General features: G+C 35.9%; 23 protein-coding genes. 6 read left to right on the top strand and 17 right to left on the bottom strand.

The features are described 5' to 3' along the window. Positions 1 to 84: 84 nt before the first annotated feature. From hemH to H5084_RS03455, 11 genes are all read right to left on the bottom strand, one after another. Positions 85 to 1,125 carry a ferrochelatase gene (gene hemH, locus H5084_RS03505; RefSeq protein ID WP_182689546.1) on the bottom strand — a complete coding sequence of 347 codons (1,041 nt, stop codon included), beginning with the start codon at positions 1,123 to 1,125 and terminating at the stop codon, positions 85 to 87. 623 nt (positions 1,126 to 1,748) lie between these two features. Next, a complete protein-coding gene (gene ubiG, locus H5084_RS03500; RefSeq protein ID WP_182689545.1) occupies positions 1,749 to 2,498 on the bottom strand; it encodes a bifunctional 2-polyprenyl-6-hydroxyphenol methylase/3-demethylubiquinol 3-O-methyltransferase UbiG in 750 nt (249 codons plus the stop codon). Positions 2,499 to 2,667: 169 nt separating this feature from the next. Continuing rightward, positions 2,668 to 2,937 (bottom strand): DUF3081 family protein, encoded by a 270-nt coding sequence (locus tag H5084_RS03495; RefSeq protein ID WP_182689544.1) that lies wholly within the window; start codon positions 2,935 to 2,937, stop codon positions 2,668 to 2,670. 448 nt (positions 2,938 to 3,385) lie between these two features. Then, positions 3,386 to 4,720: a DEAD/DEAH box helicase gene (locus H5084_RS03490; protein WP_028868358.1), complete on the bottom strand. Its 1,335-nt coding sequence runs from the start codon at positions 4,718 to 4,720 to the stop codon at positions 3,386 to 3,388. Positions 4,721 to 4,923: 203 nt separating this feature from the next. Continuing rightward, on the bottom strand, positions 4,924 to 5,994 hold the full coding sequence (gene uxuA / locus H5084_RS03485; RefSeq protein ID WP_182689543.1) for a mannonate dehydratase: 1,071 nt from the start codon (positions 5,992 to 5,994) through the stop codon (positions 4,924 to 4,926). After that, positions 5,991 to 7,496 (bottom strand): mannitol dehydrogenase family protein, encoded by a 1,506-nt coding sequence (locus H5084_RS03480; protein WP_182689542.1) that lies wholly within the window; start codon positions 7,494 to 7,496, stop codon positions 5,991 to 5,993. The genes uxuA and H5084_RS03480 overlap by 4 nt, the downstream gene beginning before the upstream one ends. Continuing rightward, on the bottom strand, positions 7,496 to 8,548 hold the full coding sequence (locus tag H5084_RS03475; RefSeq protein WP_182689541.1) for a zinc-binding dehydrogenase: 1,053 nt from the start codon (positions 8,546 to 8,548) through the stop codon (positions 7,496 to 7,498). Before H5084_RS03475 ends, H5084_RS03480 begins: the two co-directional genes overlap by 1 nt. Before the next feature lie 14 nt (positions 8,549 to 8,562). Beyond that, the gene (locus H5084_RS03470) at positions 8,563 to 9,699 is read right to left on the bottom strand and encodes an alpha-hydroxy acid oxidase (protein ID WP_182689540.1); all 1,137 of its coding nucleotides are present in this window, start codon (positions 9,697 to 9,699) and stop codon (positions 8,563 to 8,565) included. A 20-nt stretch (positions 9,700 to 9,719) separates the two neighbouring features. Then, positions 9,720 to 10,994: a TRAP transporter large permease gene (locus tag H5084_RS03465; RefSeq protein ID WP_182689539.1), complete on the bottom strand. Its 1,275-nt coding sequence runs from the start codon at positions 10,992 to 10,994 to the stop codon at positions 9,720 to 9,722. A gap of 1 nt (position 10,995) precedes the next feature. Then, positions 10,996 to 11,523 (bottom strand): TRAP transporter small permease, encoded by a 528-nt coding sequence (locus H5084_RS03460; protein WP_182689538.1) that lies wholly within the window; start codon positions 11,521 to 11,523, stop codon positions 10,996 to 10,998. Between the two features lie 11 nt (positions 11,524 to 11,534). After that, positions 11,535 to 12,500, bottom strand: a complete 966-nt coding sequence (locus tag H5084_RS03455; RefSeq protein ID WP_182689537.1) for a TRAP transporter substrate-binding protein — start codon at positions 12,498 to 12,500, stop codon at positions 11,535 to 11,537. A 259-nt stretch (positions 12,501 to 12,759) separates the two neighbouring features. On the opposite strand from H5084_RS03455, the gene H5084_RS03450 reads away from it, so the two are divergent. Further along, positions 12,760 to 13,497, top strand: coding sequence for an FCD domain-containing protein (locus H5084_RS03450; RefSeq protein WP_182689536.1), 738 nt, complete (start codon positions 12,760 to 12,762; stop codon positions 13,495 to 13,497). Positions 13,498 to 13,513: 16 nt separating this feature from the next. Here H5084_RS03450 and H5084_RS03445 read toward each other — a convergent pair whose 3' ends face one another. From H5084_RS03445 to H5084_RS03430, 4 genes are all read right to left on the bottom strand, one after another. After that, complete coding sequence (locus H5084_RS03445) at positions 13,514 to 13,819, bottom strand: DUF406 family protein (RefSeq protein ID WP_182689535.1); 306 nt, start codon at positions 13,817 to 13,819, stop codon at positions 13,514 to 13,516. A 104-nt stretch (positions 13,820 to 13,923) separates the two neighbouring features. After that, positions 13,924 to 16,416 carry a glycogen/starch/alpha-glucan phosphorylase gene (locus H5084_RS03440; RefSeq protein ID WP_182689534.1) on the bottom strand — a complete coding sequence of 831 codons (2,493 nt, stop codon included), beginning with the start codon at positions 16,414 to 16,416 and terminating at the stop codon, positions 13,924 to 13,926. Between the two features lie 498 nt (positions 16,417 to 16,914). Continuing rightward, complete coding sequence (pgm, locus tag H5084_RS03435) at positions 16,915 to 18,567, bottom strand: phosphoglucomutase (alpha-D-glucose-1,6-bisphosphate-dependent) (RefSeq protein WP_028868361.1); 1,653 nt, start codon at positions 18,565 to 18,567, stop codon at positions 16,915 to 16,917. A 33-nt stretch (positions 18,568 to 18,600) separates the two neighbouring features. Next, a complete protein-coding gene (locus H5084_RS03430; protein WP_028868362.1) occupies positions 18,601 to 19,236 on the bottom strand; it encodes a Negative modulator of initiation of replication in 636 nt (211 codons plus the stop codon). Positions 19,237 to 19,387: 151 nt separating this feature from the next. Between H5084_RS03430 and H5084_RS03425 the strand changes: the two genes are divergently transcribed. From H5084_RS03425 to fur, 5 genes are all read left to right on the top strand, one after another. Then, complete coding sequence (locus tag H5084_RS03425; RefSeq protein WP_028868363.1) at positions 19,388 to 20,170, top strand: alpha/beta fold hydrolase; 783 nt, start codon at positions 19,388 to 19,390, stop codon at positions 20,168 to 20,170. A gap of 298 nt (positions 20,171 to 20,468) precedes the next feature. Then, on the top strand, positions 20,469 to 20,690 hold the full coding sequence (locus tag H5084_RS03420; RefSeq protein WP_028868364.1) for a DUF2788 domain-containing protein: 222 nt from the start codon (positions 20,469 to 20,471) through the stop codon (positions 20,688 to 20,690). Positions 20,691 to 20,778: 88 nt separating this feature from the next. Beyond that, on the top strand, positions 20,779 to 21,057 hold the full coding sequence (ybfE, locus tag H5084_RS03415; protein ID WP_028868365.1) for a LexA regulated protein: 279 nt from the start codon (positions 20,779 to 20,781) through the stop codon (positions 21,055 to 21,057). Between the two features lie 10 nt (positions 21,058 to 21,067). After that, on the top strand, positions 21,068 to 21,595 hold the full coding sequence (gene fldA, locus H5084_RS03410) for a flavodoxin FldA (protein ID WP_182689533.1): 528 nt from the start codon (positions 21,068 to 21,070) through the stop codon (positions 21,593 to 21,595). 27 nt (positions 21,596 to 21,622) lie between these two features. Next, positions 21,623 to 22,051: a ferric iron uptake transcriptional regulator gene (gene fur, locus H5084_RS03405; RefSeq protein WP_028868367.1), complete on the top strand. Its 429-nt coding sequence runs from the start codon at positions 21,623 to 21,625 to the stop codon at positions 22,049 to 22,051. Between the two features lie 247 nt (positions 22,052 to 22,298). Here the strand turns inward: fur and H5084_RS03400 are convergent, their stop codons facing one another. Continuing rightward, complete coding sequence (locus tag H5084_RS03400) at positions 22,299 to 23,375, bottom strand: TAXI family TRAP transporter solute-binding subunit (RefSeq protein WP_259396669.1); 1,077 nt, start codon at positions 23,373 to 23,375, stop codon at positions 22,299 to 22,301. Beyond that, complete coding sequence (gene argA / locus H5084_RS03395) at positions 23,372 to 24,703, bottom strand: amino-acid N-acetyltransferase (protein WP_028868369.1); 1,332 nt, start codon at positions 24,701 to 24,703, stop codon at positions 23,372 to 23,374. The genes H5084_RS03400 and argA overlap by 4 nt, the downstream gene beginning before the upstream one ends. Positions 24,704 to 24,834 lie beyond the last annotated feature (131 nt).

The raw sequence follows: 24,834 nt of genomic DNA, 5'->3' as shown, positions 1-24,834 counted from the left end.
TAACGTATGTATCAGTCAAACACGAATGCGATTCAATATGCTTCCATTGATCAATTTACCAAGCTTAAGGGGTCCCATAAGCAATTAAGAGAGATTAGGCTCTAATATCGCTAACATCGCTTCAATATGATCATCACGATCATTTAGGGCGGCAATATAACGATACTTTTCACCACCAGCCCCTTCAAATATTTCTCTATTTTCAGATTCGATCTCTTCTAATGTTTCTAAGCAATCAGCACTAAAAGCAGGACTAATAATGGCAATATCTTTAATACCTTGTTCAGGCAACCCTTTCAATGTTTCGTCAGTATAAGGTTTTAACCACTCTGCTTTGCCGAAACGACTTTGGAAAGTACTAATAACATTGTCTTTATCTAACTGCAGATCTTTATCTAAATTTAGTTTTTCAACAACTAAACGAGTCGTTTGTAAACATAAACAATGATAAGGGTCGCCATTATCTAAGAATAATTTTGGCATACCATGATAAGAAAAAACTAACTTTTGCGGCATACCATTTTTCTGTAAGTCTTCTCGAATACTATTAGCGAGAGCATCAATGTAGGTGGTATTTTTATGGTATCCATTAATAAAATGTAACTCTGGCACCCAGCGCCATTCACGTAACACATTGGCAACCGCATCAAATGTTGAGCCTGTTGTTGGGCTTGAATATTGAGGATATAAAGGTAATACAACGATCCGCGTAAAACCTTTCTCACGCAACTCCTCTAAACCCGATTGAATAGAAGGGTTACCATAACGCATACTCATAACCACTTCTGTATTTACATACCCCTGTTGTTTTAAGAGTGCACTTAATTTATCGCGTTGCAGTCGAGTAATGTGCGTTAATGGTGAGCCATTTTCAGTCCAAATACTTTTATACAGTTTTGCAGAGCGTTTCGGTCTCACGCGAAGAATAATGCCATGTAAGATCATCATCCAAATTAGACGCGGGATCTCTACAATACGTCGATCAGATAAAAATTCATTGAGGTAAGTTCGAACTGAGCTTGCTGTTGGCGCATCTGGACTGCCTAAATTAGTCAGTAAAATACCTGTCTTTTGATGAAAGCGCCCTTCATGGGGATTATCGGTAATGCCTGAAAAACGTGACACAAAAAGCTCCTTATGAGCATAAAAAATTAAAAGGTGAGTTAATACTAATAACAGTTTATAGAATATCTATTTTACTGCTTAAAAAAACTTATTGCTTGCAAATCGGTTAACGTAATCAACCTTACCTATCTCTTTACACATATTTCTATGTTAAATAACCTTTCAACAAACAGTTATTACTTAGATAAATTGTTTCGAGAATTTACCTTGAACGACACAAAACGAATGGCACAGTATCAACTAAAGATTTTACATATGAATATTTAATAATATTACACGTCCATTATCCAGCACTCAGGTTAAATAACGAAACAACGGCTATTTTAGATCACTATTGCGCTGGATTTGTCATGATACTTGTAAATAAACGTCATAACTATCGTAACTATCTTAACTACCAGTTCAAACTAGTCTGCATCCATTTTTACAATAAAGGCTATAACGGCATCCACTTTAATTTCTCGATTTAGTCATTTGAGGTTTATGATTTGAAATTGATAACTTTGAAATTGATAACTTTGAAATTTATGATTTAGAAAATTATGGTTTACAGAATTATAGTTTTGATATTTTAAATTTTATTGTTTTAAGAATGTATTTAAATAGAAAAAGTCACGTTACTTTTAAGGCTTGCAGATTGCCATGACATAATTCACCGAGACATTTTTTGCTGAAATTGACCAGCGCCATAAAATAGGATTAAACACAAAACCACTTTTATCGACAAGCTTTAACCCAGATGTTTTTATTAAATGATGAAGCTCATTTGGTTTAATAAACTTATGCCATTGATGTGTACCGATAGGTAACCAACGCATCACCCTTTCCGCTCCAATAATAGCGACTAAATAGCTTTTAGGAGACCGGTTGATAGTAGAGCATAACATCAGTCCATCTTTATTAAGCAATGCTTCACAGGCATTAAAAAGTGCTTGCGGAGAGGCGACATGTTCAATGACTTCCATATTAAGGATCACATCAAACAACTCACCTTCATCAACTAATGCTTCAGCCATGGTATTACGGTAGTCTATTGTTAATTCTGATTGCTTAGCGTGAATTTGTGCCACAGGTATATTTTTTGGCGCAGCATCCGCACCGACCACTTCAGCGCCTAAACGAGCCATTGGTTCGCTTAACAATCCTCCGCCACAGCCAATATCTAATAATCGCAAACCTTTAAAAGGTGCTGGCTTATTAAGATCTCGATTAAAATGAGCGGCTATCTGTTCGGTTATATATCGCAACCGAGTAGGATTTAACATATGCAGAGGCTTAAACTTGCCTTGTTCATCCCACCACTCTTCAGCCATTGCTTCAAATTTAGCCACTTCCAATGCATCAACTGTATTGGTAGATGTTAACTGACTCATGTTGCCTCCTGTTTTCATGTAAAAGTGATATGGAAAAATGCTATCGAAAAGTGGTTTTGAAAAATGTAATCACAAATGTAATCACAAAGGCTTCAGCATTAGTTCTCTACTGCAAATTGAAGAATGGTTTAATCGGTAGATTTATACTTCATCTAAGTGATTACAGCGCTTAGAAGCTGTCTTTATCGTCTAACATATTAGATATTTTTTTAAAAAATGCTTTCTGTGTATCTTCATCTTCATAATCCATATCAAAAGCCCCATGGAATAATAAAGTCACCGTCAAATCTTTAAATGATAACCAGCATGTGTAACCATCAAAATCCTGAGATGCTTTTACACCTGATAGTTCATACACCCCATCGGTCTTTTTTCCCTTAGTAGTCACTAGATCAAAAGCCTGTAGTAAGTCTCGTTTTTTTAATTTATCTACGTCCATAACTTGTGCCCCTATAGTTATTCAATACCGACATTATTTAGTTAAGCGATAAAGGCCTTAAAATCAGTAAGTTTATTAACTTTTCTAGCCTTATCTAACTAACATAATAAACATATTTGAGTTAATACCAATCACACTAATTGACTGAGCTATTTTACTTGTTAAAATAACTTATTTATTCGTTATAAATTTCGTAAAGGGAACAACCAGTTAGCTAAATTTACGCCTTAAACTAAGTCATGTGTCCTGCACAAAATTTAGATCACTTATTTAATGTAATCGGTATAATTAAGGACCATTGTAATTAATACGAATCAACAAAGAAAAAGATCAGCGAGTTAAATTGAAACTTTATACGCAAAAAAAATGCCTCAATGATCGCTCATTAAGGCATTAGTTAAATACTATTTCATCGCCATATGAAACGATGAATCAATACTGATAGAAATTAATCTTCCGAATCGTCAACAATAATTCTTTTCTTACGACGCATTGGTGCAGCGCCCACATCGATAGACTCATGGAAAACATGTTCTTGCTTTTTAGTACTTACCTTGGCTTTTTTAGCCAATGGTTTTTTCTTATCTTCAACCACTTTTTTAGCTTTCACTATTTTCTTTTGTACTGGTTTTAAGCCTTTAAATTTCGGGTTAATACCTTCCACTTTGTCAAAACTGATTGTTTGTGCGACAAAGCTTTCTACTTTTTTAAAGTTATCCCAATCTTTAGGGCCAATAATAGAAATAGCATCACCTAATTCGCCAGCTCGGCCTGTTCTGCCAATGCGGTGTATATATTCCTCAGTGTGTTTTGGAATATCAAAGTTAAATACATGGCTAACATGGATTAAATCTAACCCACGTGATGCGATATCTGTTGTCACTAATATTTTATTTTTACCGCGTGAGAAGGTATCCATTATCTGGTTACGATTACTCTGGGTCAGGTCCCCGTGCAAGGCAGCAGCAAGCATGCCTTTCTCTAATAAAATAGCACTTAAACGTTCCGTATCAGCACGTGTAGCGGTAAAGATAATTGCTTGGTCTATTTTTTCTTCTTTAAGGAAGTGAAACAATAATTTTTCTTTTTGGTTTAGGTTATCAGCCAAATAAAAGCGCTGTGTAATTTCACTATGCTGTTGATTCTCTTCACCTACTGCAATACGAATAGGGGACTTTAACAGGTGACCAGCGAATTCATTCACTTCGCCATGTCCTAAGGTTGCTGAAAACATTAACGTTTGACGTAGACGATGATTGGCAGCTTCATTGATGGCCGTTAATTGCTCCGCAAAACCTAAATCAAGCATACGATCCGCTTCATCTAAAATAAGCAATTCTAATCCCGGTAAATGTAATAACCCTTTTTTAAGGTGGTCAACAATACGTCCTGGCGTGCCCACAATAAAGTGAGGGTGTTTATCAATCGCTTTTACTTGATCATTAAAGTTTTCCCCGCCCAACACTAAGATAGACTTAATACTGGTATTAGAGACTAACAGACGTAACTGCGAGTAAACTTGTTTTGCAAGTTCACGAGTTGGTGTCAGGATCAATACACGAGGATCTCGACGAGTTAACGCACGTGTTTTTAGTACACGTTGCATCGCCGGTAATAAATAAGCTAACGTTTTACCTGAGCCCGTTTTAGATGATGCTAAAAGATCTTTCCCAGATACAGCAATCGGCACAGCTTCAGCTTGAATTTGTGTTGTTTCAGTAAAACCTAAATGTGAAACAGAAGTGATCAAACGCTGATCAATGGGTAAATCTTTAATTAGCAATGTATGCTCCAAGGAAGTAAAAATAGAAAATAAGTGCGTAGTATAACGATTAAGCGGAAAAACAAGAAATGAAGTTTTGAATAAGTGGGAATATAATTACCTTTTGAGCGAAAATCTGGAGTATGAATTATCAATAGACTGTTATTAATGAGGGAAACACCAAAAAGAGAACAATAGATTAATTGCCCTCTTTTTAGCATTTATTAGTCAACTTTTGCAGGCTCTAAGCTATCCCAAACACCTAAAATATACATAATACCTAATGCTCTATCATATAACCCATATCCTGGACGAGCCCATTTTTCTTCCCCCCAAATATGTCGTCCATGATCTGGGCGAACATAGCCTTTATAGTTATGTTTATGTAATGTTTTAATCACTTTAACAGTATCAACAGAACCATCACACGCTCGGTGAGACGACTCAATAAAATCTCCATTTTCAAATCGTTTCACATTGCGAATGTGCATAAAATGAATACGATGATGAACAGATTCAATAATATCTGGTATATCATTATTACTTGAACCAAGTGAACCGCAGCAGAGACTTAAGCCATTATAAGGACTGTCTACTAAACTAAGAAAACGTAAAATATTTTCTTTATTGATAATTATTCTTGGTAATCCAAAAATAGGAAAAGCAGGATCGTCAGGATGGATCCCCATCTTGATATCGTATTCTTCGCAAGTTGGGATAATACGCTCTAGAAAATATTGTAAATTTTTCCATAGTTGCTCTGCTGAAAAATTTTCGTATAGCTTAAACGTTTCTTTTAATTTAGATAACCTTTCAGGTTCCCATCCAGGCATGGTCACATCTACATTTTTTGATAACTTCTCAATTAACTCTATTGGTTCAATATCATTAATTTTACTTTGTTCAAAAAATAATGCATTTGAGCCATCTTCTAGTTCTTTATATAGTTCTGTTCGAGTCCAGTCAAACACTGGCATAAAGTTATAACAAACCACTTTTACCCCTGCTTTAGACAGTCTTTTTAAAGTTTCAATATAATTATCAATATATTGGTCACGAGAAGCTAACCCTAATTTTATATCTTCATGCACATTAACACTTTCTACGACGTCAATATGAAAGCCTGCTTTTTCAATTTTCTCTTTTTCTGCATCAATACGCTCTTGACTCCACAAACTCCCTGCCGACATGTCATGTAAAGACCAAACAATTCCTTCAACACCAGGTATTTGTTTAATATAAGGTAAATCAATTTTATCATTGCCCTCACCATACCATCGAAACGTCATCTTCATAATTTACTCCTTTTAATTTGTGCAAATTTTTCAATTGATTGATCTACACCAATTGAAATTAGTTGTTTAACGTTACTCGTCAGCTGCGTTTTAAATAAAACATTACTCGCAATATCACTTGGGAAAATACTGTTAAGAGATAAATATTGATCTATAACCTGATCTATTGAATTAGAGTCTTCCCATATCTTCTTAAAAGTACTTTTTAATGGGTCGTGAACCTCAATTGTTTCTCCTGATAGAGTTTCGCCTCTGCTATAAATAACCCATGCGGCTAAAGCTAAAGATAGACCAGGCGTGTTGAATTGTTGATCAAAAGCAAACTTAATAACACTCAACCAACGTTGAGGTATTTTCTGAGAACCATCCATCGCAATTTGAGATGTTTTATGATTTAAAGAGGTATTTTCAAATCTTTCAATTAATAAAGATTTGTAATTTTCTAGATCAACACCTTCAACATCTGATAATGATGGAGTTATTTCATAATCCATAATAGAACGAACAAATGATTTAAATGTTTTATCTTGCAGCGCATCAGAAACAGTTTCATAACCTGATAAACAACCAAGGTAAGCAATTATAGAGTGTGCCCCGTTTAATAAACGTAACTTCATTTCCTCAAACGGAAGAACATCGTCTGTAAAAATAATATTTTTTATAGAGGTTTTATCCCAATCTGGACGGTTATTACAAAAATTATCCTCGATGATCCACTGACAAAACGGTTCAGTTATAACGCCACATTCATCTCGAAGATGTAATAGGCTTTGGATCTTATTTTTATCATTATCCGTCACTTTAGGGACAATTCTATCAACCATAGTGCAAGGAAAAGTGACATTCTCAACAATCCATTGATGTAGCTCAGTATTCAGTTGTTGTGCAAAATCATATACAATATCTCTTAATGTATGACCATTTTCAGGCAAATTGTCACATGAGAGAGGTGTAAATGGCTTAATTCCATTCAACATTCGAACCTGTAAAGCAGACACTAGAAAGCCAATAGCCGTTTTAGAAGAATTGATATTCTTTAGATCATGCTTAATAAGCGGATGTTCTAAATTTAATCTTCCAGTTGATGGCAGGTGACAATACCCTTTTTCAGTGATGGTCAAAGTAACAACTTTAGTCGTTTCAGCTGTTAAATAAGACATTATTTTGTTGGTTTGATTACTAAATAAAACTTCCTCAATAGACCCAACAACCATTATTTTTGTATCTTGATTATCAGTTTCACAAATAGAGAATAGATTATCTTGTTGTGAATATTGTGTTTCTTTTCCTGTTTCTGATACAGTTTTACCTGCTGCTCCCCAGTTATTCACACCAACAATTTTCCAATTTCCTCCCAACTCTTGAATCACCCGATCAGTTAACCAAGCTTGATGAGCTTTATGAAAAGCACCAAAACCTAGATGAACAATTCCAACGCCAACATTAGCAGTATAAGAGGTATCAAAACCAGCCTGCTTTAACGATGTTTTATTCAATATCATTATTCTTCACCTAGCAATACTTGAACTTTACAAGAGACTGATTTATCTTTTGCTTTATGGAATGCTTGATCCACCTCTTCTATTGGATGAGAAGAAGATAGAATCCATTTCACGTTGATCATTCCTGAATTAATCATTTCCACAGCATCACTAAAATTTTTATTCGTAAAGCGCATCGAACCAATATATTGAATCTCTTTATTCATAATCAATCTAAGTGACTTTGTGACTACTTCATCCGGTAAAGTACCTACTTGTATAATGTGCCCCCCTTTTTTAACATACTGGATAGCATTCTCTAATCCAGGCTGGCTTCCTGTTGCTTCAAAAATGGCATCAAAGCCATTAAATTGATTAGCTAGCTCTTCTAATTTATTTTTTTGCTCCAAAACATTAACAGTGTTATCCGCTCCCATTTTATCAGCAATGCTCAACGGATTATTTTGAATATCAACAACCGTAACACTTCTTGCACCATAAAATTTAGCAACTTGAGCAAGTAATAAACCGATTGCACCAGCGCCAAATACACAGATATTTTTATTAGAAAGAGAATTTACTTTTTCAATAGCATGTACAGCAACAGATAATGGTTCCGCACAAGCACCTTCTTCAAAACTAATATTATCTTGAAGAGGGAAGCACTGCTCAGGATATACATCAATACTACCTTGCATAAAACCATCAGTGTGAGGCCAAGTTGACGCAGAGCCTAAAAAGGAAAGTGATTCACATAAATGTGAGTTAGCTTCTAAACAAGCACCACAAACACCGCACGAATGACTTGGATTAATTGCAACACGTGTATTTTCATTCAATTGCTTTAAACAATTATCACCGTATTGCCCAATACGCCCCGATGCTTCATGGCCACAAGTAAAAGGCGCTTTAATAACAAAATCACCGCATGCCCCTGAAAAATAATAATGTAAATCTGAACCGCATATTCCAACAGAACGAATAAATACTCTAACTTTATTACTGCCTATAGGTGTAAGCTCTTTTGTAATTAACTTACCTTGTTCTTTTCCATGGATTTGGAAGGCTTTCATATTTTATATCCTTATTACTTAACGATAAATTCCGAGAGTTGACTCGGCTTTTCACACCTAATTTGCTCTAATACTTGTGTCAACTGTGCATTTAATAGCTCAATTGCATGGTCTCCACCTTTATTCCCTAACGCAGAAACGGCATACATAAAAAATCGACCTAAAAATGTAAAGCTAGCACCTGAAGCTAATGCTGTAGCAACATCCACCCCCGAACGTACACCACTATCCATCATAATTTGTAGGTTTGATGGTAAATCGCCAGGAGTGATTTTGTTTAATAGTTCAATTGGAGATTCACTCGCATCTAACTGCCTACCACCATGATTCGAGACAATAATCCCATCAGCATTTATTTCTTTTATTAAATTAAGATCCACCTTTGAGCAAACTCCTTTTATAATTAAATTTCCAGGCCATTTATCTCTGATTCGTTTTAACCCATCTACATCTACTTTCCCCATTGCCATAATCCGCATCATCTCTGGTAAGTCTAATTTGCGTTCTTTCATATAGGGCTCAAGGTTTTTAAAGCGAGGAATTCCATGCTTTAATGTCGATAGCCCCCATTTAGGAACTCGACAAACATCAATAAAATTATTAAGAGAAAACTTAGGAGGCATCGTTAATCCATTAGCAATATCATTCGGTCTAAATCCAAAAGTAGGAATATCAACAGTTACCACCAAATTTTTATATCCGCATGCTTTTAAGCGAGAAAATATAGCGTCCTGAATTGTTTCATCAACTGGGTTATATAACTGAAACCAAGCATTTTCTTCAGCTATATTTACTATCGTTTCTATAGAGTCAGAAGACACAGTACTCAATATATAAGGAATATTATGATCCTTTGCCGCTTTAGCTAAAATAACTGGTGCATTAGGCCAAATTAACCCTTGTAATCCAATTGGTGCAATGCCAAACGGAGCCTGATAAGTCTTCCCAAAAAGCGTTGTTGATAAATCACAGCCTTTGAAAGGTTTTAAGTACTGAGGTGCTAATTTTATATTTCTAAATGCCCTACGATTAGCCTCTACAGCAATGTTGTCAAAGCAACCTCCTTCTAAATAGTCAAAAACAAATTTAGGTATATTGCGTTTGCTACGATCCCTCATTCGAGAGTAGTCAGGATATTTAGAATGAAACATATTTATGCTCACTTCTTTTATTAAAAGAAAAATTTTGGTAACCAGAGTGACAATTCAGGTATATAAGTCACCAACATCAGCACAATAAGGTTACAAATAATAAAAGGAATAATCGCCTTAGATACTTTCTCCATTGAAATACCCGATATAGACGAAGCAACAAATAAGCAGACACCAACAGGCGGAGTACTTAAACCAATCATTAGGTTTAATACGGCAATAATACCGAAGTGAATAGGATCAACACCAACACCGACAGCGACCCCTAATAATGTAGGGAAGAGAATAATAAGTGCTGCAATCGTCTCCATAAAAGTCCCCACAAAAAGCAACAGCAAGTTAATGATCAGCAATACTATTATCGGATTTTCACTGATACCTAGAATAAGATTAGAAATCATCTGAGGGATTTTTTCACTGGTCAATATCCAACCAAATACATTCGCTAAGCCAACTAACACCATTAAAGAAGCACTAGTAATAGCTGTACTTAAAAGGATTTTTGGGAGATCTTTAAATTTAAGACCTTTGTATACATAAAGACCAAGCACTACTGCATAAAATGAAGCAACAATCGATGCTTCAGTGGGGGTAAAAAAACCTCCAACAATTCCGAATAAAATAAGAAAAGTTAAAGAGATAGCACCAGAGCTAGATTTAAAAGCACTCAATAGTTCTTTAAATGAAACACGCTCACCTTTAGGATAATTGCGCTTAATAGCAAGTATGTAAACAGTAATCATCATGCCAAAACCAAGTAGGAGCCCCGGAACTGCACCAGCTAAGAACAATTGACCAACGGATAAACCGGTTAATGTGCCTACGATAATCATAGGTAAACTTGGTGGAATGATCGGTCCTATCGTTGAAGAGGCTGCAGTTACTGCAGCAGCAAAAGGTCCGTCATAACCATTTTTTTTCATGCCAGGGATCATGACAGACCCAATACTTGCAGTGTCAGCGACAGCAGTACCGGAAACACCACCGAAGAGCATAGAGCCTGCAACATTAGCCAATCCTAGACCTCCTCGAATATGGCCAACCATAGCATTACTCAGACGAATAATTTGATCCGTTATATTTCCAGAGTTCATCAAATTCCCAGCCAAAATAAAGCCAGGAACACAAAGTAAAACAAATGAATCTAAACCCGAGTACATTTTTTGTGGAACAATCGTTAAAGGAATACCTGAAGTGACAAGATACAGTAATGATGAAATACCTAAAGTAATAGCAATAGGAACTCCAATAAAAAGAAGAGTAAAAAAACTAACAAATAAAAGAGTAACTTCCATTTTAGTATTCCTTGGCAATTAATTTGATCATTGTTTTTAACACTTTAATAACAGCAAAAAACAAAATATTAGAGAATGATATGAGTGATGATGCATAGATATAACTCATCCCTATTCGAAGCGTTGGAGAGGTTTGAAACTGCCCTATTTTCATAAATTGATAAGATGGATTCAATAACATGCATATAAATCCAATCACCATAAAATTAATCAAAAGTGTATAAAGTAATTTATTTTTTCCATTTAAACGGTCAAATAGCATATCAACTGCAACCATTTCACCATTTCTGTAAGCAATGCCAATCGCAAATGCGATACTGAAAATAAACAAATAACGCGACAATTCTTCAGTCCACACTGGTGATGAATCTAGAAAAATCCTAGCAAACACTTGAAGTAATACAACTGCGCATAAGCCACTAAAGATCACTGTGGTTAAGACTGCAAATACTCTATATACACACGTATCAATACTAGAAATAATCGAGTATAAAGAATAATTATCATTCATCATTTGTTTAACTTTCATATTCGTTCTCTTTATAATTTTTGGATTTGTTCAAACAAAGATAACTGCTCTTTATTTAGCGATTTTTGCACAGCCTCTAATGCTTTTTCTCTGAATAGTGCTTGATCACTTTCAACAAATGTCATTCCTTTCTCTTTTAAGAAATTAACAAGTTGCTTTTCATCTTCAAGCATCAATTCATGCTCATACTTTTGCATGTCTTTTGCTGAAGTAAGTAATATCTTTTGTAAATCTTGTGGTAGTCTATTTAACTGGTTTTGACCGATAACCACATAAATCCAACTTCGCACATGCTCAGTTAAATTAACGTAATCTTGAACTTCATAAAAAGAAGCACTTTTAATCAGAGACAATGGGTTTTCTTGCCCTTTGATTGTGCCTTGTTGTAGGCTGGTAAATACTTCACTGAAGGACATAGGGATAGGTTTTGCACCAAGAGCATCCCATACTGAAACGAATAAAGGCACATTAGGAACCCTCAATGTCATTCCATCTAAATCATCAGGTGTTTTAATAGGTTTATTAGAAGTTAGATTTCTAGCTCCACGCTCAAACCATGCGATAGGAACCAAACCAGTTTTTTGAGTTATTTGTTTTTCAATGGCTTTCCCCACTTCACCATTCGCAGCTTTTGCTAATTGTTCACTGTCTTTAAATGCGTATGGGATAGCTAATAATGCAGCCTTAGGAGCCCAGTTTTGTAAACTTTCTCCTGAGATAGTCATATCCGCAGTACCTAATTGAATACTATTAATCACATCCAATTCATTACCTAATTGATCATTTGGATAAATGTTTATTTCTAATCTTCCATTAGATTTTTTATAGACATCTTCAGATAATTTAACTACAGCCTTATTCCAAACATTATCTTCATTTGCTAAATGACCAAGCTTTAATGTGTAATCAGCAGAACTTACTGTAAAAGAAGTAGCGCAAGCCGTTGCTATTGTTAATAAAGTGAGTAAACGTTTCATAAATATTCCTTATTTAATTATTGGTATGTCAATACTTAACATCTGGTTCACCAATTAATATATAGAAGCTCGAATTTTACTCAAATTGTTTGTTAATAAATTGTGATCACGACGCAATAAACTATAAAGTGTAAAAACCACCACTATATAACACATATTGCACACCTTTTAAAAAATTGGCACTCCAATTTAATTTCCTTTCAATACCTTTTGTCTTATAATAATTTCCTTAAAAAGAATTATTACAAGTAGGTATGATATGGAAAATGTTGGAACTGAGCGTGCTTATAAAGAAGTGGCTGAAAAAATATTAAAGCTTATTTCACAAAATGGTGCGAAAGAAGGAGAGCGTTTACCGTCGGAAAGAGAAATATCTAATATTCTACAAACGAGTCGGACCATCATCAGAGAAGCCTTTATCATGTTAGAAATTTATGATTTGGTTGAAGTAAGAAAAGGCTCAGGAATTTACTTAAAGTCTAACAGCTTTGGAAATAGAAACTTTAAGTTGAAAAATATTGTTGGCCTTCATAATAATGATATTGGCCCATTTGAGCTATTACAAGCAAGGCAATATGTAGAAAGTAGCATCGTCAGCCTCGCAGCCCTACATGTAACTAAAGCTGATATTAAACACCTACATCAATTACTTGAAGATGGGCAAAAGGAAGAAAATGATAGTGAAGAATACGATCAAGAATTCCATACTAAAATTGCAACAATATCTAGAAACAGCGTTCTTGTTGAGATTGCAAGAGGATTATGGGAGCAAAGAAATCACAGCCAAATGTGGTCAAAACTTCATACTCATGTGACTGATAAACGATTAGATAAGCTTTGGATTGAGGACCACAAAAATATCCTATATGCATTACAAAGAAAAAATGCCGAAGAAGCAAGAATAGCGATGTGGGAGCATCTAGAAAATGTGAAAGAAAACTTATTTAAGTTATCTGATACTAGTGCCCCTGATTTTGATGGATATTTATTTATTTAAATATATAAATAAATAATTAGGCAATTGCACTTAAACCCATTTCAAAAATAAGTTTTTCAGCGGTACATTCAAACTGTAGTGAGACCTTGCTTTCAACACTGTCATTAGTTTGTTGAAAATCGACGTCTACTTTTACTGTTGCAAAACGTGCTTTTGCCGCTTTAATATATTTATCTGCTAATTGCTCAACACTGGCTTGATCTGGTCCGCTAAAAGGCAATACAAGTAGTGTGTCATTTTCTGCTATAACACTACCTAGCTCAACAATAGTACCGCATGCTTCGCATACATCGTTTTCTTGAGTTTGGATATTTTCAGACATATTTACCTCTGTGTTTATTATACAAGTGGTCAGATTGTAGCTCGCTTTAAACAAAAAAGGCGACATATAAAATGTCGCCTTTTACCTTTTAATGATTTACATCATTAAGCTGCAGGAAATTTTTCTAATTTCCAAATTTTGCTTGCATAATCTTCAATTGAGCGGTCAGAGTTAAATTTACCCATTGCACCTGCATTCAGAATAGCCTTTTCAGCCCAAGCTGACTGATCACGATAAAGTGTATCGATATCTTGGTGAGCAGCAACATAAGATGCGTAATCAGCAAGACATAAATATTCATCACCCCATTCCAATAAACTACGTTTAATATCAGATAATAAGCCAGCATGACCCGGTGTAAAGAAGTCAGTATCTAACCAATCAAGTACCGCTTTTAGCTCTGGATTTTTGTAATAGTAATCATATGGATTATATCCACTTGCTTTTAATGCTTTCACTTCATCAACACTTAAACCGAAGATAAACATATGTTCAGCGCCAATTTCTTCAGCCATCTCAATGTTTGCACCATCCATCGTACCGACAGTTAATGCACCATTTAATGAGAACTTCATATTACCTGTACCCGATGCTTCTAGACCAGCTGTAGATATTTGCTCAGACACATCCGCCGCAGGGAACATTTTTTCAGCCAATGAGATACGGTAGTTTGGTAAGAAGACAACTTTTAATTTGCCTTGAATACGTTCATCGTTATTCACTTTGTCTGCAATTTTGTTCAATGCAAAAATGATTTCTTTGGCCATGTGGTAACCTGGAGCGGCTTTAGCACCAAACAGGAATACACGCGGTACCATGTCATAATCAGGGTTTTCAAGTAAACGTTTGTATAGCGTTAAAATATGAATCAAGTTTAACTGCTGACGTTTGTACTCGTGTAGACGTTTGATTTGCACATCAAAAATAGCATCAACAGAGACTTCAACACCGGTTGTATCTTTAATGATTTTAGCGAGCTCTACTTTATTTTCTTTTTTAATGTCCATAAAGCGTTTTTGGAATGCAACATCTTTAGCTTTTGGAAGAATGCCTTTTAACTTATCTAAGTTAAGCACCCAGTCATCACCAATAGTTTCATCTAATAACGTTGCTAATCCTGGGTTACAAGCTTTCAACCAACGACGTGGAGTTACACCATTTGTAACATTGACTAATTTACAAGGGAATAACTCATGGAACTCAGGGAATAGATCCGTTTTAACAAGCTCAGAATGGACCGCAGCCACACCATTTACTTTATAAGCAGTGATAACACAAAGGTTCGCCATGCGTACCATGCGTTGTTGCGACTCTTCAATGACTGATAATTTTTCTTTTTTCAGATCATCTCCAGGCCATTTTTTCTCAACAACATTCGCTAAAAATTGCGAGTTAATTTCATAAATTATCTCTAAGTGGCGCGGTAATACTTTTTCGAACAAAGCCACAGACCATTTTTCTAATGCTTCTGGTAATAAAGTATGGTTGGTGTAAGCAAATGTTTCTTGACAGATTTTCCAAGCAGAATCCCAATCTAAACGCTCTTCATCAACTAAGATGCGCATTAATTCAGGAATAGCAATCGTTGGGTGTGTGTCATTTAATTGAATTGCCACTTTTTCAGGTAATAACGATAAATCTTTATTTGCACGTTTAAAACGACGCAAGATATCTTTTACTGAACAAGCACAGAAGAAGTATTGTTGAATTAAACGTAACTCTTTACCTGCATCTGTTGAATCATTTGGATAAAGCACTTTAGAGACAGTTTCAGCTTTTGATTTTTCAACTTGTGAGTCGACATAACCACCGGCATTAAATACATCCCAGTCAAAAGCTTCATGAGCACGACTTTCCCATAAACGTAAAATATTAACCGTTTTAGCACCGTATCCGACGATGGGAATATCCCAAGGAACACCTTTTAATTTTTGTCCCGCATGCCAAACTTTACGAGAACCTTCTTTTTGATCAAACACAGTTTCAACATAACCGTATAAAGGAATAAGTTGAATAGATTCAGGACGGCAAATTTCCCATGGATTACCGTATTCACGCCATGTATCAGGACGTTCAATTTGACGACCATCTTGGAATTCTTGTTTAAATAGTCCGTGTTCATAATGAATACCGTAACCAATCGCAGGGTAACCAAGTGTTGCTAGTGAATCAATAAAACATGCTGCAAGACGGCCTAAACCACCATTACCTAATGCCATATCCGGTTCTTCATCGCATATTTCATATAGGTCTTTACCTAACGTTTTTAACGCTTCTTCAGTAACTTGAAAAACTTGTAAATTTTGTAGATTGTTCGATAACAAACGTCCCATTAAAAACTCAAGGGATAAGTAGTTCACTGCGCGAGTGTCTTTCTCTGAGTGAGCTTGTTGTGTTTTTGTTAGTTTCTCAAAAACTAATTCGTTGACAGCCTGACAGGTTGCATTCCACCACGCTTTATTATTTGCTTTATGTTCATCAGTCCCAAGGCCTTTATGTAGGCGGTCGATGATTGCTTGTTGCATTTCAGCACTGCTAACCGTAGGCACTGCTACAGAATCCTTTGCTGCCGTTTTTTTAGATTTTTTAGTCGCCATGTTATACCTATTAGTTAAGTGAGGATAAAGTTCTATTCCATATAAAACTCTTTATAAATGAGAATGAGAAAGTACTAATATTTAAAATAATACCTTAACGCCCCCTCTAAAGTAATACTTTAGAAAATGCTCCCCCTCAGTTTGAGGTCGCAAGCTTAATGAATTCCTATTGAAGCCAAGATTCAAAATAAACATTGTGATATATATCACAAAAACCAATCATGTAAAAATAATTTTAATTTTATAATTTAGATCAAAAAACAAACAAGCAAGTCTATTTGTCTTAATATATCGTCTAAAATACAGATTAAAATTTTTAAAGAGTGGAGCAAAGTTCTGGTCAATAGCGGTAACTAATTGTTCTAGTTAAAAATAAAACAAAAAATTATTATACAGAGAGTTTAGAGAGACGATTTTTTACAGCACATAAAAAAGGCGAAGTAACAACTTCGCCCTATAATATTATTTTTTATTGTTTAAATATATTTATGTATTGGACTATAGACCTGCTTTAGCAAATGCCTGAGCCACAATTTCTTGTGCTTCTTTTTGGATCAAAGCGATATGATCTTCACCTAGAAAAGATTCAGAGTATATTTTATAAATATTTTCTGTGCCCGATGGACGCGCAGCAAACCAACCATTTTCGGTGGTCACTTTTAATCCGCCGATAGCAGCGCCATTGCCTGATGCATGCGTTAATTTAGCAGTAATTTTTTCACCCGCTAGCATTTCAGCCTCAACCATATCTGGGCTTAAGTTAGCCAGTACTTGTTTTTGCTCTGGTGACGCAGGCGCATCAAAACGTTGATAAACTGGTGCACCAAATTTTGCAGCAAACTCAGCATAGTGTTCGCCAGGATCTTTCTTAGTCACAGCAATTATTTCAGCTGCTAATAGCGCTAAAATAATACCGTCTTTATCAGTACTCCATACGGTGCCATCTTTACGTAAGAAAGAGGCTCCTGCACTTTCTTCACCACCAAATCCAAATTTACCTTCAAATAGACCATCTACAAACCATTTAAAACCAACGGGTACTTCACACATTTCACGGCCTAATTGATTAACAACACGGTCAATCATTGAGCTTGATACTAGTGTTTTACCTACAATCGCTTTATCTGACCAACCTGCTCGATGAGTAAACAAATAGTTAATAGCAACCGCAAGGTAATGATTGGGGTTTAACAGACCAGAAGATCTCGTCACAATACCGTGGCGATCATAATCAGGGTCATTAGCAATCGCTACATCAAAATGGTCTTTAAGCTTGATTAAACCAGCCATTGCATAAGGTGAAGAACAATCCATACGGATTTTGCCATCTTTATCCAATGTCATGAATGAAAAAGTAGGGTCAACACGATCGTTTACTACTTCAATATCAAGACCATAGGTTTTAGCAATCACAGGCCAATAAGCAACACCTGAACCACCTAATGTATCAACACCAATTTTAATGCCGGCTTTAGCAATTGCATCGAGGTCCAACACATTTTTTAAATCATCAACATAAGGCTGAATATAATCATATTCTTCCACTAGGTCAGATTGCATCGCTTCATCAAAATCAGCTTGTAAAATATCATCGTAATTATCGTTTAAGATTTCATTCGCACGGTCTTGGATAATTTTAGTCACGTCACTATCAGCGGGACCGCCGTTAGGTGGGTTATATTTGAAACCACCATCTTCAGGGGGATTATGCGATGGCGTAATAACGATACCATCAGCAAGAGAATCTGGGTGTGCTTTATTATATTGTAAGATCGCATGTGAAATAACAGGCGTTGGAGTGTAACCACCGCCTTTTTGCACAACAACTTTAATGCCATTTTCTACTAATACTTGTACTGCAGAAATAAAAGCAGGCTCAGATAATGCGTGTGTATCTTTACCGATAAAAACAGGCCCCGTGTACCCTTTTTCTTTACGGTACTCAGCTAGGGCTTGTGTAATAGCAAGAATATGTAGCTCGGTGAATGCATATTTAAAAGAACTGCCTCGGTGCCCGGAGGTACCAAAGGCAACTTGTTGTTCTGCTACTTCAACATCAGGGAGATTGACATAGTATGCAGAGACTAATTTTGGAATATCAACTAAATCACTTGCTTGTGCAGGTTGGCCTGCGCGCGGATGAATTGCCATAAGTACCTCAGATTGTGATAAAAATAAGTAAAATTAAATTTCTTCTTTAATACGTTCAATTAAATGATGTGGGTAACCCATTGAAGCCATCATTTGCGTTAAAATGATACGCTTACGCCCGGTATTTGCGTTGGTGATCACCCAATAAGGCGTTTGCGGGATCATTCTAGGTTTGCTCGCTTTAAATTGAGCGAGTTCTTCTTCATTATCGGAGTTCAACAAATCCTGTAAATGGGTACCTAAATAGGCACGAGTACGACCTTTGGTGGTTTCTGCTGCCTCAATAAAGGCTTCTTTTTTCTCAAAATACATAGTCGTTAGCATCATCATGAACTTATGAGTTATCACCGACTCAGAAGTAAAAGCAGGATCTGTAAAGAGCTGTTGCACTCCTTGATGAAAATGTTCATTTTTTTCAGTTGAATGGTGCTCTGTTGGAATGTTTTCAGCTCTATTGTTATTGGATTGTACAAGCTGTTGTGTCGATTGGGTGCGAGTAGAAGGTTTATTTTCAACACTAGCATTTTTCTCAGGAGCGGTTGTCTGATCCGTATTATCATCCGACAATGCCAGTAAACGACGAAGAATTTGGGAGGGTGTTTCACCGAAGGCTTCAATATTATTCAAAATATACTTATATAGATCATCTTCTATTTCGATCGTTTTCATTATTTCCCCATTACCTTACTTATTTGTACTAGCTGAATAGAATACAGTAAAATCACATAACCATTAATATGGAGGTGTAAATACTTTCAGCTTTAATGCATAATTTGTTATTATTTTTAACTTTATTTATTCTCACTTAAAATGAGCTTTTATGCTACTAAATTACCAACTAAAACAAGCCGCTAAACATGAACCAGCTAATAAAAATGAGATTATTTTTATCATTCACGGTTTATTTGGTAGTTTATCTAACCTTTCCGGCTTAGCAAAAGAGTTGCAAGCTAATTTTGATGTTATTTTAGTAGACGTTCGTAATCACGGACAAAGTCCACGTAGTCGAAGTATGACTTACCCTGAAATGGCAGAAGATATTTTTGAACTAGCTGATTCGTTAGGTATCGAAAAATTTTCACTAGTTGGACATTCCATGGGCGGAAAAATCGCAATGACTTGTGCCCTATTGCAACCACAACGTATTAAAAACTTAGTGGTTGCAGATATTGCACCGGTTGCTTACGGCGATCGGCACAGCGATGTATTTACTGGTTTACAATCAGTTAGCTTATTACAGGCAAAAAACCGAACAGAAGCTGAAAAAATATTAGCGGGTTATGTGGAAACACCGGAAGTAAGACAATTTTTATTAAAGTCTTATCAACGTGGTGATGATGGTTTTGACTTTGTTTATAATGTTGATAACTTACACCATAATTATCACTTGATCAGTGGATGGCCAACGATTGATGGTGAATATACAGACTCAACATTATTCATTAAAGGTGAACGCTCCGATTATATTAATGAAAAAAGTATTGAATCAGTGATGGCATTATTTCCCAATGCACGGCTTAAAATTATTAATGATACCGGCCATTGGTTACATGCAGAAAAGGCAAAGACCTTTAACCGGTTAGTCGTTAACTTTTTTGCTTAGGTGTCAGTAATAAAACAACGTCATTTGAAAGTAAGCGCGAGTAATTAAAGCCTCAGTCAGACTACACAGTGCTTTTAGACAAGGTCGAAGGTTTGGCATTTGAGTGACTATTATGTACAAAATCGCCTATTTAATTAGAATGGCCAGACATAATAGTCATCACCTTGTTACCAAACATGAATAAATGACAATAAAAATGAACCTAAAAGATTAATGGAGACTAGGCTTTTACAAACATATTTGCCTATTTTCGATAGCATCTATATGCTATATTCCCTTTTTTAAAAGAAGCTAAAATATGCTGCAAGAATATACTGAGCAAATTGAAACAATTGGTTTATATGGTTTTTACCTTTTACTTTTTTTATTCATCGGTTTAGCCATTCAAGACGTATTAAAAAAAGGTAATGTACCAAAATTTGGGCGTCAGGTTGTTTGGGCAGTATTATTTTTTGGTTGCATCGGTTTCATCTCAAAAGCAATTATAGAAATTGTATGGGTTAATTCAGGTATTGGTTAAATAATTCTCTCGGTAATGATGACTAAGCAATATTGCTCAGTCAGGTTACTAGACAAGAATTCTTAGGTAAGTATTGTTAGGTAACAAAATGGCAAAGGAATCATTTGATCGCATTACTAGCGATCTATTTGCAAACGAGGTACGCCGAGGCAGGCCTAAAAGCAATCCTCATTCGCGTCAAGTTCAGCTAAAAATAAATAAGCAAAAACAGACGTTAAGAGATAAGCAAAACGGTTTAAAACGAATCGAATTAAAAGTAGATAGCGAATTATTTGAACAATTAAATACGCTATCTGACACACTATCAATAAGTCGTGCAGAGTTAATTAATAAACTACTACATGCACAGTTAAATCAAATAAATTAAGGTATAGAGTATGTCAAGCGTAGGTATTTTCTTTGGTAGCGATACAGGTAACACTGAAGCTGTAGCAAAAATGATACAAAAAGAATTAGGTAAGAAATTAGTTGAAGTAAAAGATATCGCTAAAAGTAGCAAGGAAGATATCGCAGAATTTAGCCTTATTTTATTTGGTATTCCTACCTGGTACTACGGTGAAGCGCAATGTGATTGGGATGATTTTTTCCCAGATTTAGAAGAGATTGATTTCACTGATAAGTTAGTGGCTATTTTTGGCTGTGGCGATCAAGAAGATTATGCTGAATACTTTTTAGATGCAATGGGACAGTTAGGCGATATAGTTGAAAGTAAAGGTGCTATTATTGTTGGACATTGGTCATCTGAAAGCTATGACTTTGAAGCTTCAAAAGCTTCAATCGATGATAATACGTTCATTGGTTTAGGGATTGATGAAGATCGTCAGCCTGAATTAACTGCATCACGTGTTAAAGCTTGGTCTGAGCAAATTTATAATGAAATGTGTTTAGCGGAATTAGCCGACTAAATCCAAATACAGCAGTTAGGAAATGACATGAGTAATGAAAATTTAGCCCTTAAAGAAGCGGGTTTAAAAGTAACATCACCACGTTTGAAAATTTTAAGCTTATTACAGCTGCCAGAGAATCAACACTTAAGTGCTGAAGATCTTTACAAGAAATTGCTTGAACAAGGCGATGAAGTAGGTGTAGCGACGGTTTACCGTGTATTAAACCAATTCGATGATGCTGGGATCGTTACTCGTCATCATTTTGAAGGTGGTAAATCAGTTTTTGAATTAACTCATCAAGAACATCATGATCATTTAGTTTGCTTAAAATGTGGTGAAGTCATTGAGTTTAATGATCCGCTTATTGAAGAGCAGCAAAAACTTATCGCAGAAAAATATGGCATTAAATTAACCAACCACAGTTTATACCTTTACGGTGAACCTGTTGATGGTGAATGTAAACATAATACTTAAACAGCTTACGCTGCTTTTGAGGCATGTACTTACAATGCTAATACGATAAAAATAGCCTGTTTAATAACGGGCTTTTTTATGTTTATTTTTTGCTTATAGCGAAGAATAGATATGAGCAGTTTAATCGCTATGGCGGTAACAATGATCGTCGCCAATAATCGCTAACAAAGTATTGTGAAGGTATTGCTTGCTTTGGGTAAGGAGAAGCTAAGCTTAATGTTGCTTGAGTTCAGTTTGCTTCGTCAGATTAGTTTTGTACTACCGTATTCGAATCATCTTGAATTAATCCTACCTCTTTATAATAACGTAATGCACCAGGGTGTAATGGAGCAGATAAGTATTGAGTAACCATTGCATGCTTAGTGAGAAATTCAAAAGAAGGATGTAACTGTACAAAGTCGGTATGATTTTCAAAGACTGCTTTGACTATTTCATAGGCGATTTGATCCGGTAAATCAGTTGTGGTCACTACCGTAGCACCAACGCCAAATGTCATCGTTTTTTTAGGGCTGCCGCGATACATGTTGGCAGATATTGATGCCTTATCGTAATAGCTATGTGTCGCTATCAGTTGCGATACTTTTTCCCCTTTAACATTCACTAAGTTAGTTCGACAAGCACTACTCGCTTCTTTAATCGAGCTATTAGGGTGACCAACAACATATACAATAGCATCTATTTTATTATCGCATAGCGCCTGCGCTTGTTCACTGGGTGTTAATGATGTAGCTTGTGCAAAATCAGATTCTTGCCAACCGTAAATATCTAACAGCATTTCCATGGTGCCACGTTGGCCAGAATTAGGAGCTCCTATATTAACGCGCTTACCTTTTAGCTGCTCAAAACTGGTAATTTTAGCATCTTTCCTTGCTAACACGGTAAAGGGTTCCGAGTGCACTGAAAATAAGGATCTTAACTGAGTAAATTTTCCTTCACTTTTAAAGATAGAAGTACCGTTATAAACATGATACTGCCAGTCAGATTGCACCACGGCGATATCAAGTTTATGGTCTTTTAGTGCATTCAAGTTATAGATAGAACCCGGTGTACTTTTAATTTCACAGCGAAAACTATCGGCATCTTTTAACTGATTAACTAAAAAACAAATCGCGCCACCAGTTGGATAATAAACACCACTGATGCCACCGGTACCAATGGACACATAGTCTACCTTCGCAGTCACATTAGAATGCAGAAAGACCGTACTCAGCACTACAATAAGAGAGCGTAAAGGTAAATTTAAACTACGCATAAGATTAACGCTTGCAATCGCTAAATGGCAGTTTGAAATTACTTGCTTAAACACTTCTTTTATTTTATTCATATTTTTTTTATTAATACCTTTGAGTTACGCTTTAAGTTATACATCTCTTTTTTAGCCGCGGGTAATTGGCTAATTTCTGCAAACGCAAACCCCCTCTCTCTAAACCAATGGATACTTTGTGTTGTTAACACAAAAATCGACTCTAATCCTAATTGTCTGGCTTTACGCTCAACGTGTGCAACAAGATTATCAGCACGTGCTGCTCTACGGTATTTAGGATGGCTGACTAAACAAGCTAATTCGCCCATTTTATCATCCATAAATGGATATAAAGCCGCACAACCAATGACCATGCCATCTCGTTCTACAATCAAAAAATGCTCTATCTCATTCTCTAACAATTCTCGAGAACGTTTAACTAAAATACCTTGTTTTTCAAGTGGTTCAATTAATTGCAATAACCCCCCAATATCATCGATAGTAGCCGTACGAATTTTTTCATAACTTTCTTTTACAATCTGCGAACCAGTACCATCGCGCGTAAATAGCTCTTTTAATAATGCACCATCTTGATGATAACTAATGAGGTGGCAACGTGTTACGTCAGCTTGACAAGCTGCTACCGCAGCACGTAAAAGACGTAATGTCCCCGAAGCATGCTCTGATTCTTTTTCCATTGCATCAATATGAGCTTGAGCTTCTTCTGGTAATAACTCTGAAATCACTTCGCCATTTTCATCTAACACACCTTGATGAGAACAAAAGCCTATTAATTTATCTGCTTTCATATCAATCGCAACTTGGGTTGCAACTTCTTCCGCAAGAAGATTAAATACTTCACCCGTTACTGAATAACCAATCGGAGAAATAATCGGTATCGCGCCAGAAGAGAGTTGGGCTTTAATGCCATCAACATCAATACGGCGAACCTTACCAGCATGACAAAAATCTACACCGTCTTTGACACCAATAGGTTGAGCAGTGACAACATTGCTGATCACCGTACGAATTGCTGCGCCTTGCATCGGAGAGTTTGCTAATCCCATCGATAGCCCAGCTTGTAATTCGATTTGTACCGCACCGACAGCTTGCTTAATGAGGGTCAAACTACGATCATCAGTGATCCGGAGATCATCGTGAAATTGACTACTATGACCGTTCATATCAAGTTGCTTTTGAATTTGAGGACGTACTCCATGTACTAAAATCAACTTCACACCAAGACTGTTAAGTAACGCAATATCATTAATGATATGTTGAAAATTATCTGTTTCTAATGCTTCGCCACCAATCATTAAAACAAAGGTTTTGTGTCGATGTGCATTGATATATGGGGCTGAATTACGAAACCAATTTATCAATTGTGTTGAATTTGTTACTGCTTCCATTTGCCTACCTATTGCTCACAATAATCCACTAAACATGTAGGCCAAGTTGATCTTTCAAGTTAATTTTGTAACGAACTGCTGACAATTTATATAAGGCGAAGCTTATACAACGTGATTATTTTGCATAAACA

It is taken from the genome of Psychromonas sp. SR45-3 (assembly GCF_014163575.1).
GTDB classification, from domain to species: Bacteria; Pseudomonadota; Gammaproteobacteria; order Enterobacterales; family Psychromonadaceae; genus Psychromonas; species Psychromonas arctica.
Note: the sequence above shows the minus strand (reverse complement) of the source record. Positions and strands in the feature narration are given on the sequence as shown.

Excerpts from the sequence above, each read along its gene's own strand:
- H5084_RS03445 (WP_182689535.1), bottom strand. The coding sequence starts at position 13,819 with ATGTCTGAAAATATCCAAACTCAAGAAAACGATGTATGCGAAGCATGC.
- H5084_RS03470 (WP_182689540.1), bottom strand. The coding sequence starts at position 9,699 with ATGTTTCATTCTAAATATCCTGACTACTCTCGAATGAGGGATCGTAGC.
- H5084_RS03440 (WP_182689534.1), bottom strand. The coding sequence starts at position 16,416 with ATGGCGACTAAAAAATCTAAAAAAACGGCAGCAAAGGATTCTGTAGCA.
- fldA (WP_182689533.1), top strand. The coding sequence starts at position 21,068 with ATGTCAAGCGTAGGTATTTTCTTTGGTAGCGATACAGGTAACACTGAA.
- H5084_RS03425 (WP_028868363.1), top strand. The coding sequence starts at position 19,388 with ATGCTACTAAATTACCAACTAAAACAAGCCGCTAAACATGAACCAGCT.
- H5084_RS03465 (WP_182689539.1), bottom strand. The coding sequence starts at position 10,994 with ATGGAAGTTACTCTTTTATTTGTTAGTTTTTTTACTCTTCTTTTTATT.
- uxuA (WP_182689543.1), bottom strand. The coding sequence starts at position 5,994 with ATGAAGATGACGTTTCGATGGTATGGTGAGGGCAATGATAAAATTGAT.
- H5084_RS03495 (WP_182689544.1), bottom strand. The coding sequence starts at position 2,937 with ATGGACGTAGATAAATTAAAAAAACGAGACTTACTACAGGCTTTTGAT.
- H5084_RS03430 (WP_028868362.1), bottom strand. The coding sequence starts at position 19,236 with ATGAAAACGATCGAAATAGAAGATGATCTATATAAGTATATTTTGAAT.
- H5084_RS03455 (WP_182689537.1), bottom strand. The coding sequence starts at position 12,500 with ATGAAACGTTTACTCACTTTATTAACAATAGCAACGGCTTGCGCTACT.
- ubiG (WP_182689545.1), bottom strand. The coding sequence starts at position 2,498 with ATGAGTCAGTTAACATCTACCAATACAGTTGATGCATTGGAAGTGGCT.
- H5084_RS03480 (WP_182689542.1), bottom strand. The coding sequence starts at position 7,496 with ATGATATTGAATAAAACATCGTTAAAGCAGGCTGGTTTTGATACCTCT.
- ybfE (WP_028868365.1), top strand. The coding sequence starts at position 20,779 with ATGGCAAAGGAATCATTTGATCGCATTACTAGCGATCTATTTGCAAAC.
- argA (WP_028868369.1), bottom strand. The coding sequence starts at position 24,703 with ATGGAAGCAGTAACAAATTCAACACAATTGATAAATTGGTTTCGTAAT.
- pgm (WP_028868361.1), bottom strand. The coding sequence starts at position 18,567 with ATGGCAATTCATCCGCGCGCAGGCCAACCTGCACAAGCAAGTGATTTA.
- H5084_RS03450 (WP_182689536.1), top strand. The coding sequence starts at position 12,760 with ATGGAAAATGTTGGAACTGAGCGTGCTTATAAAGAAGTGGCTGAAAAA.
- H5084_RS03460 (WP_182689538.1), bottom strand. The coding sequence starts at position 11,523 with ATGAAAGTTAAACAAATGATGAATGATAATTATTCTTTATACTCGATT.
- fur (WP_028868367.1), top strand. The coding sequence starts at position 21,623 with ATGAGTAATGAAAATTTAGCCCTTAAAGAAGCGGGTTTAAAAGTAACA.
- H5084_RS03400 (WP_259396669.1), bottom strand. The coding sequence starts at position 23,375 with ATGAATAAAATAAAAGAAGTGTTTAAGCAAGTAATTTCAAACTGCCAT.
- H5084_RS03420 (WP_028868364.1), top strand. The coding sequence starts at position 20,469 with ATGCTGCAAGAATATACTGAGCAAATTGAAACAATTGGTTTATATGGT.
- H5084_RS03475 (WP_182689541.1), bottom strand. The coding sequence starts at position 8,548 with ATGAAAGCCTTCCAAATCCATGGAAAAGAACAAGGTAAGTTAATTACA.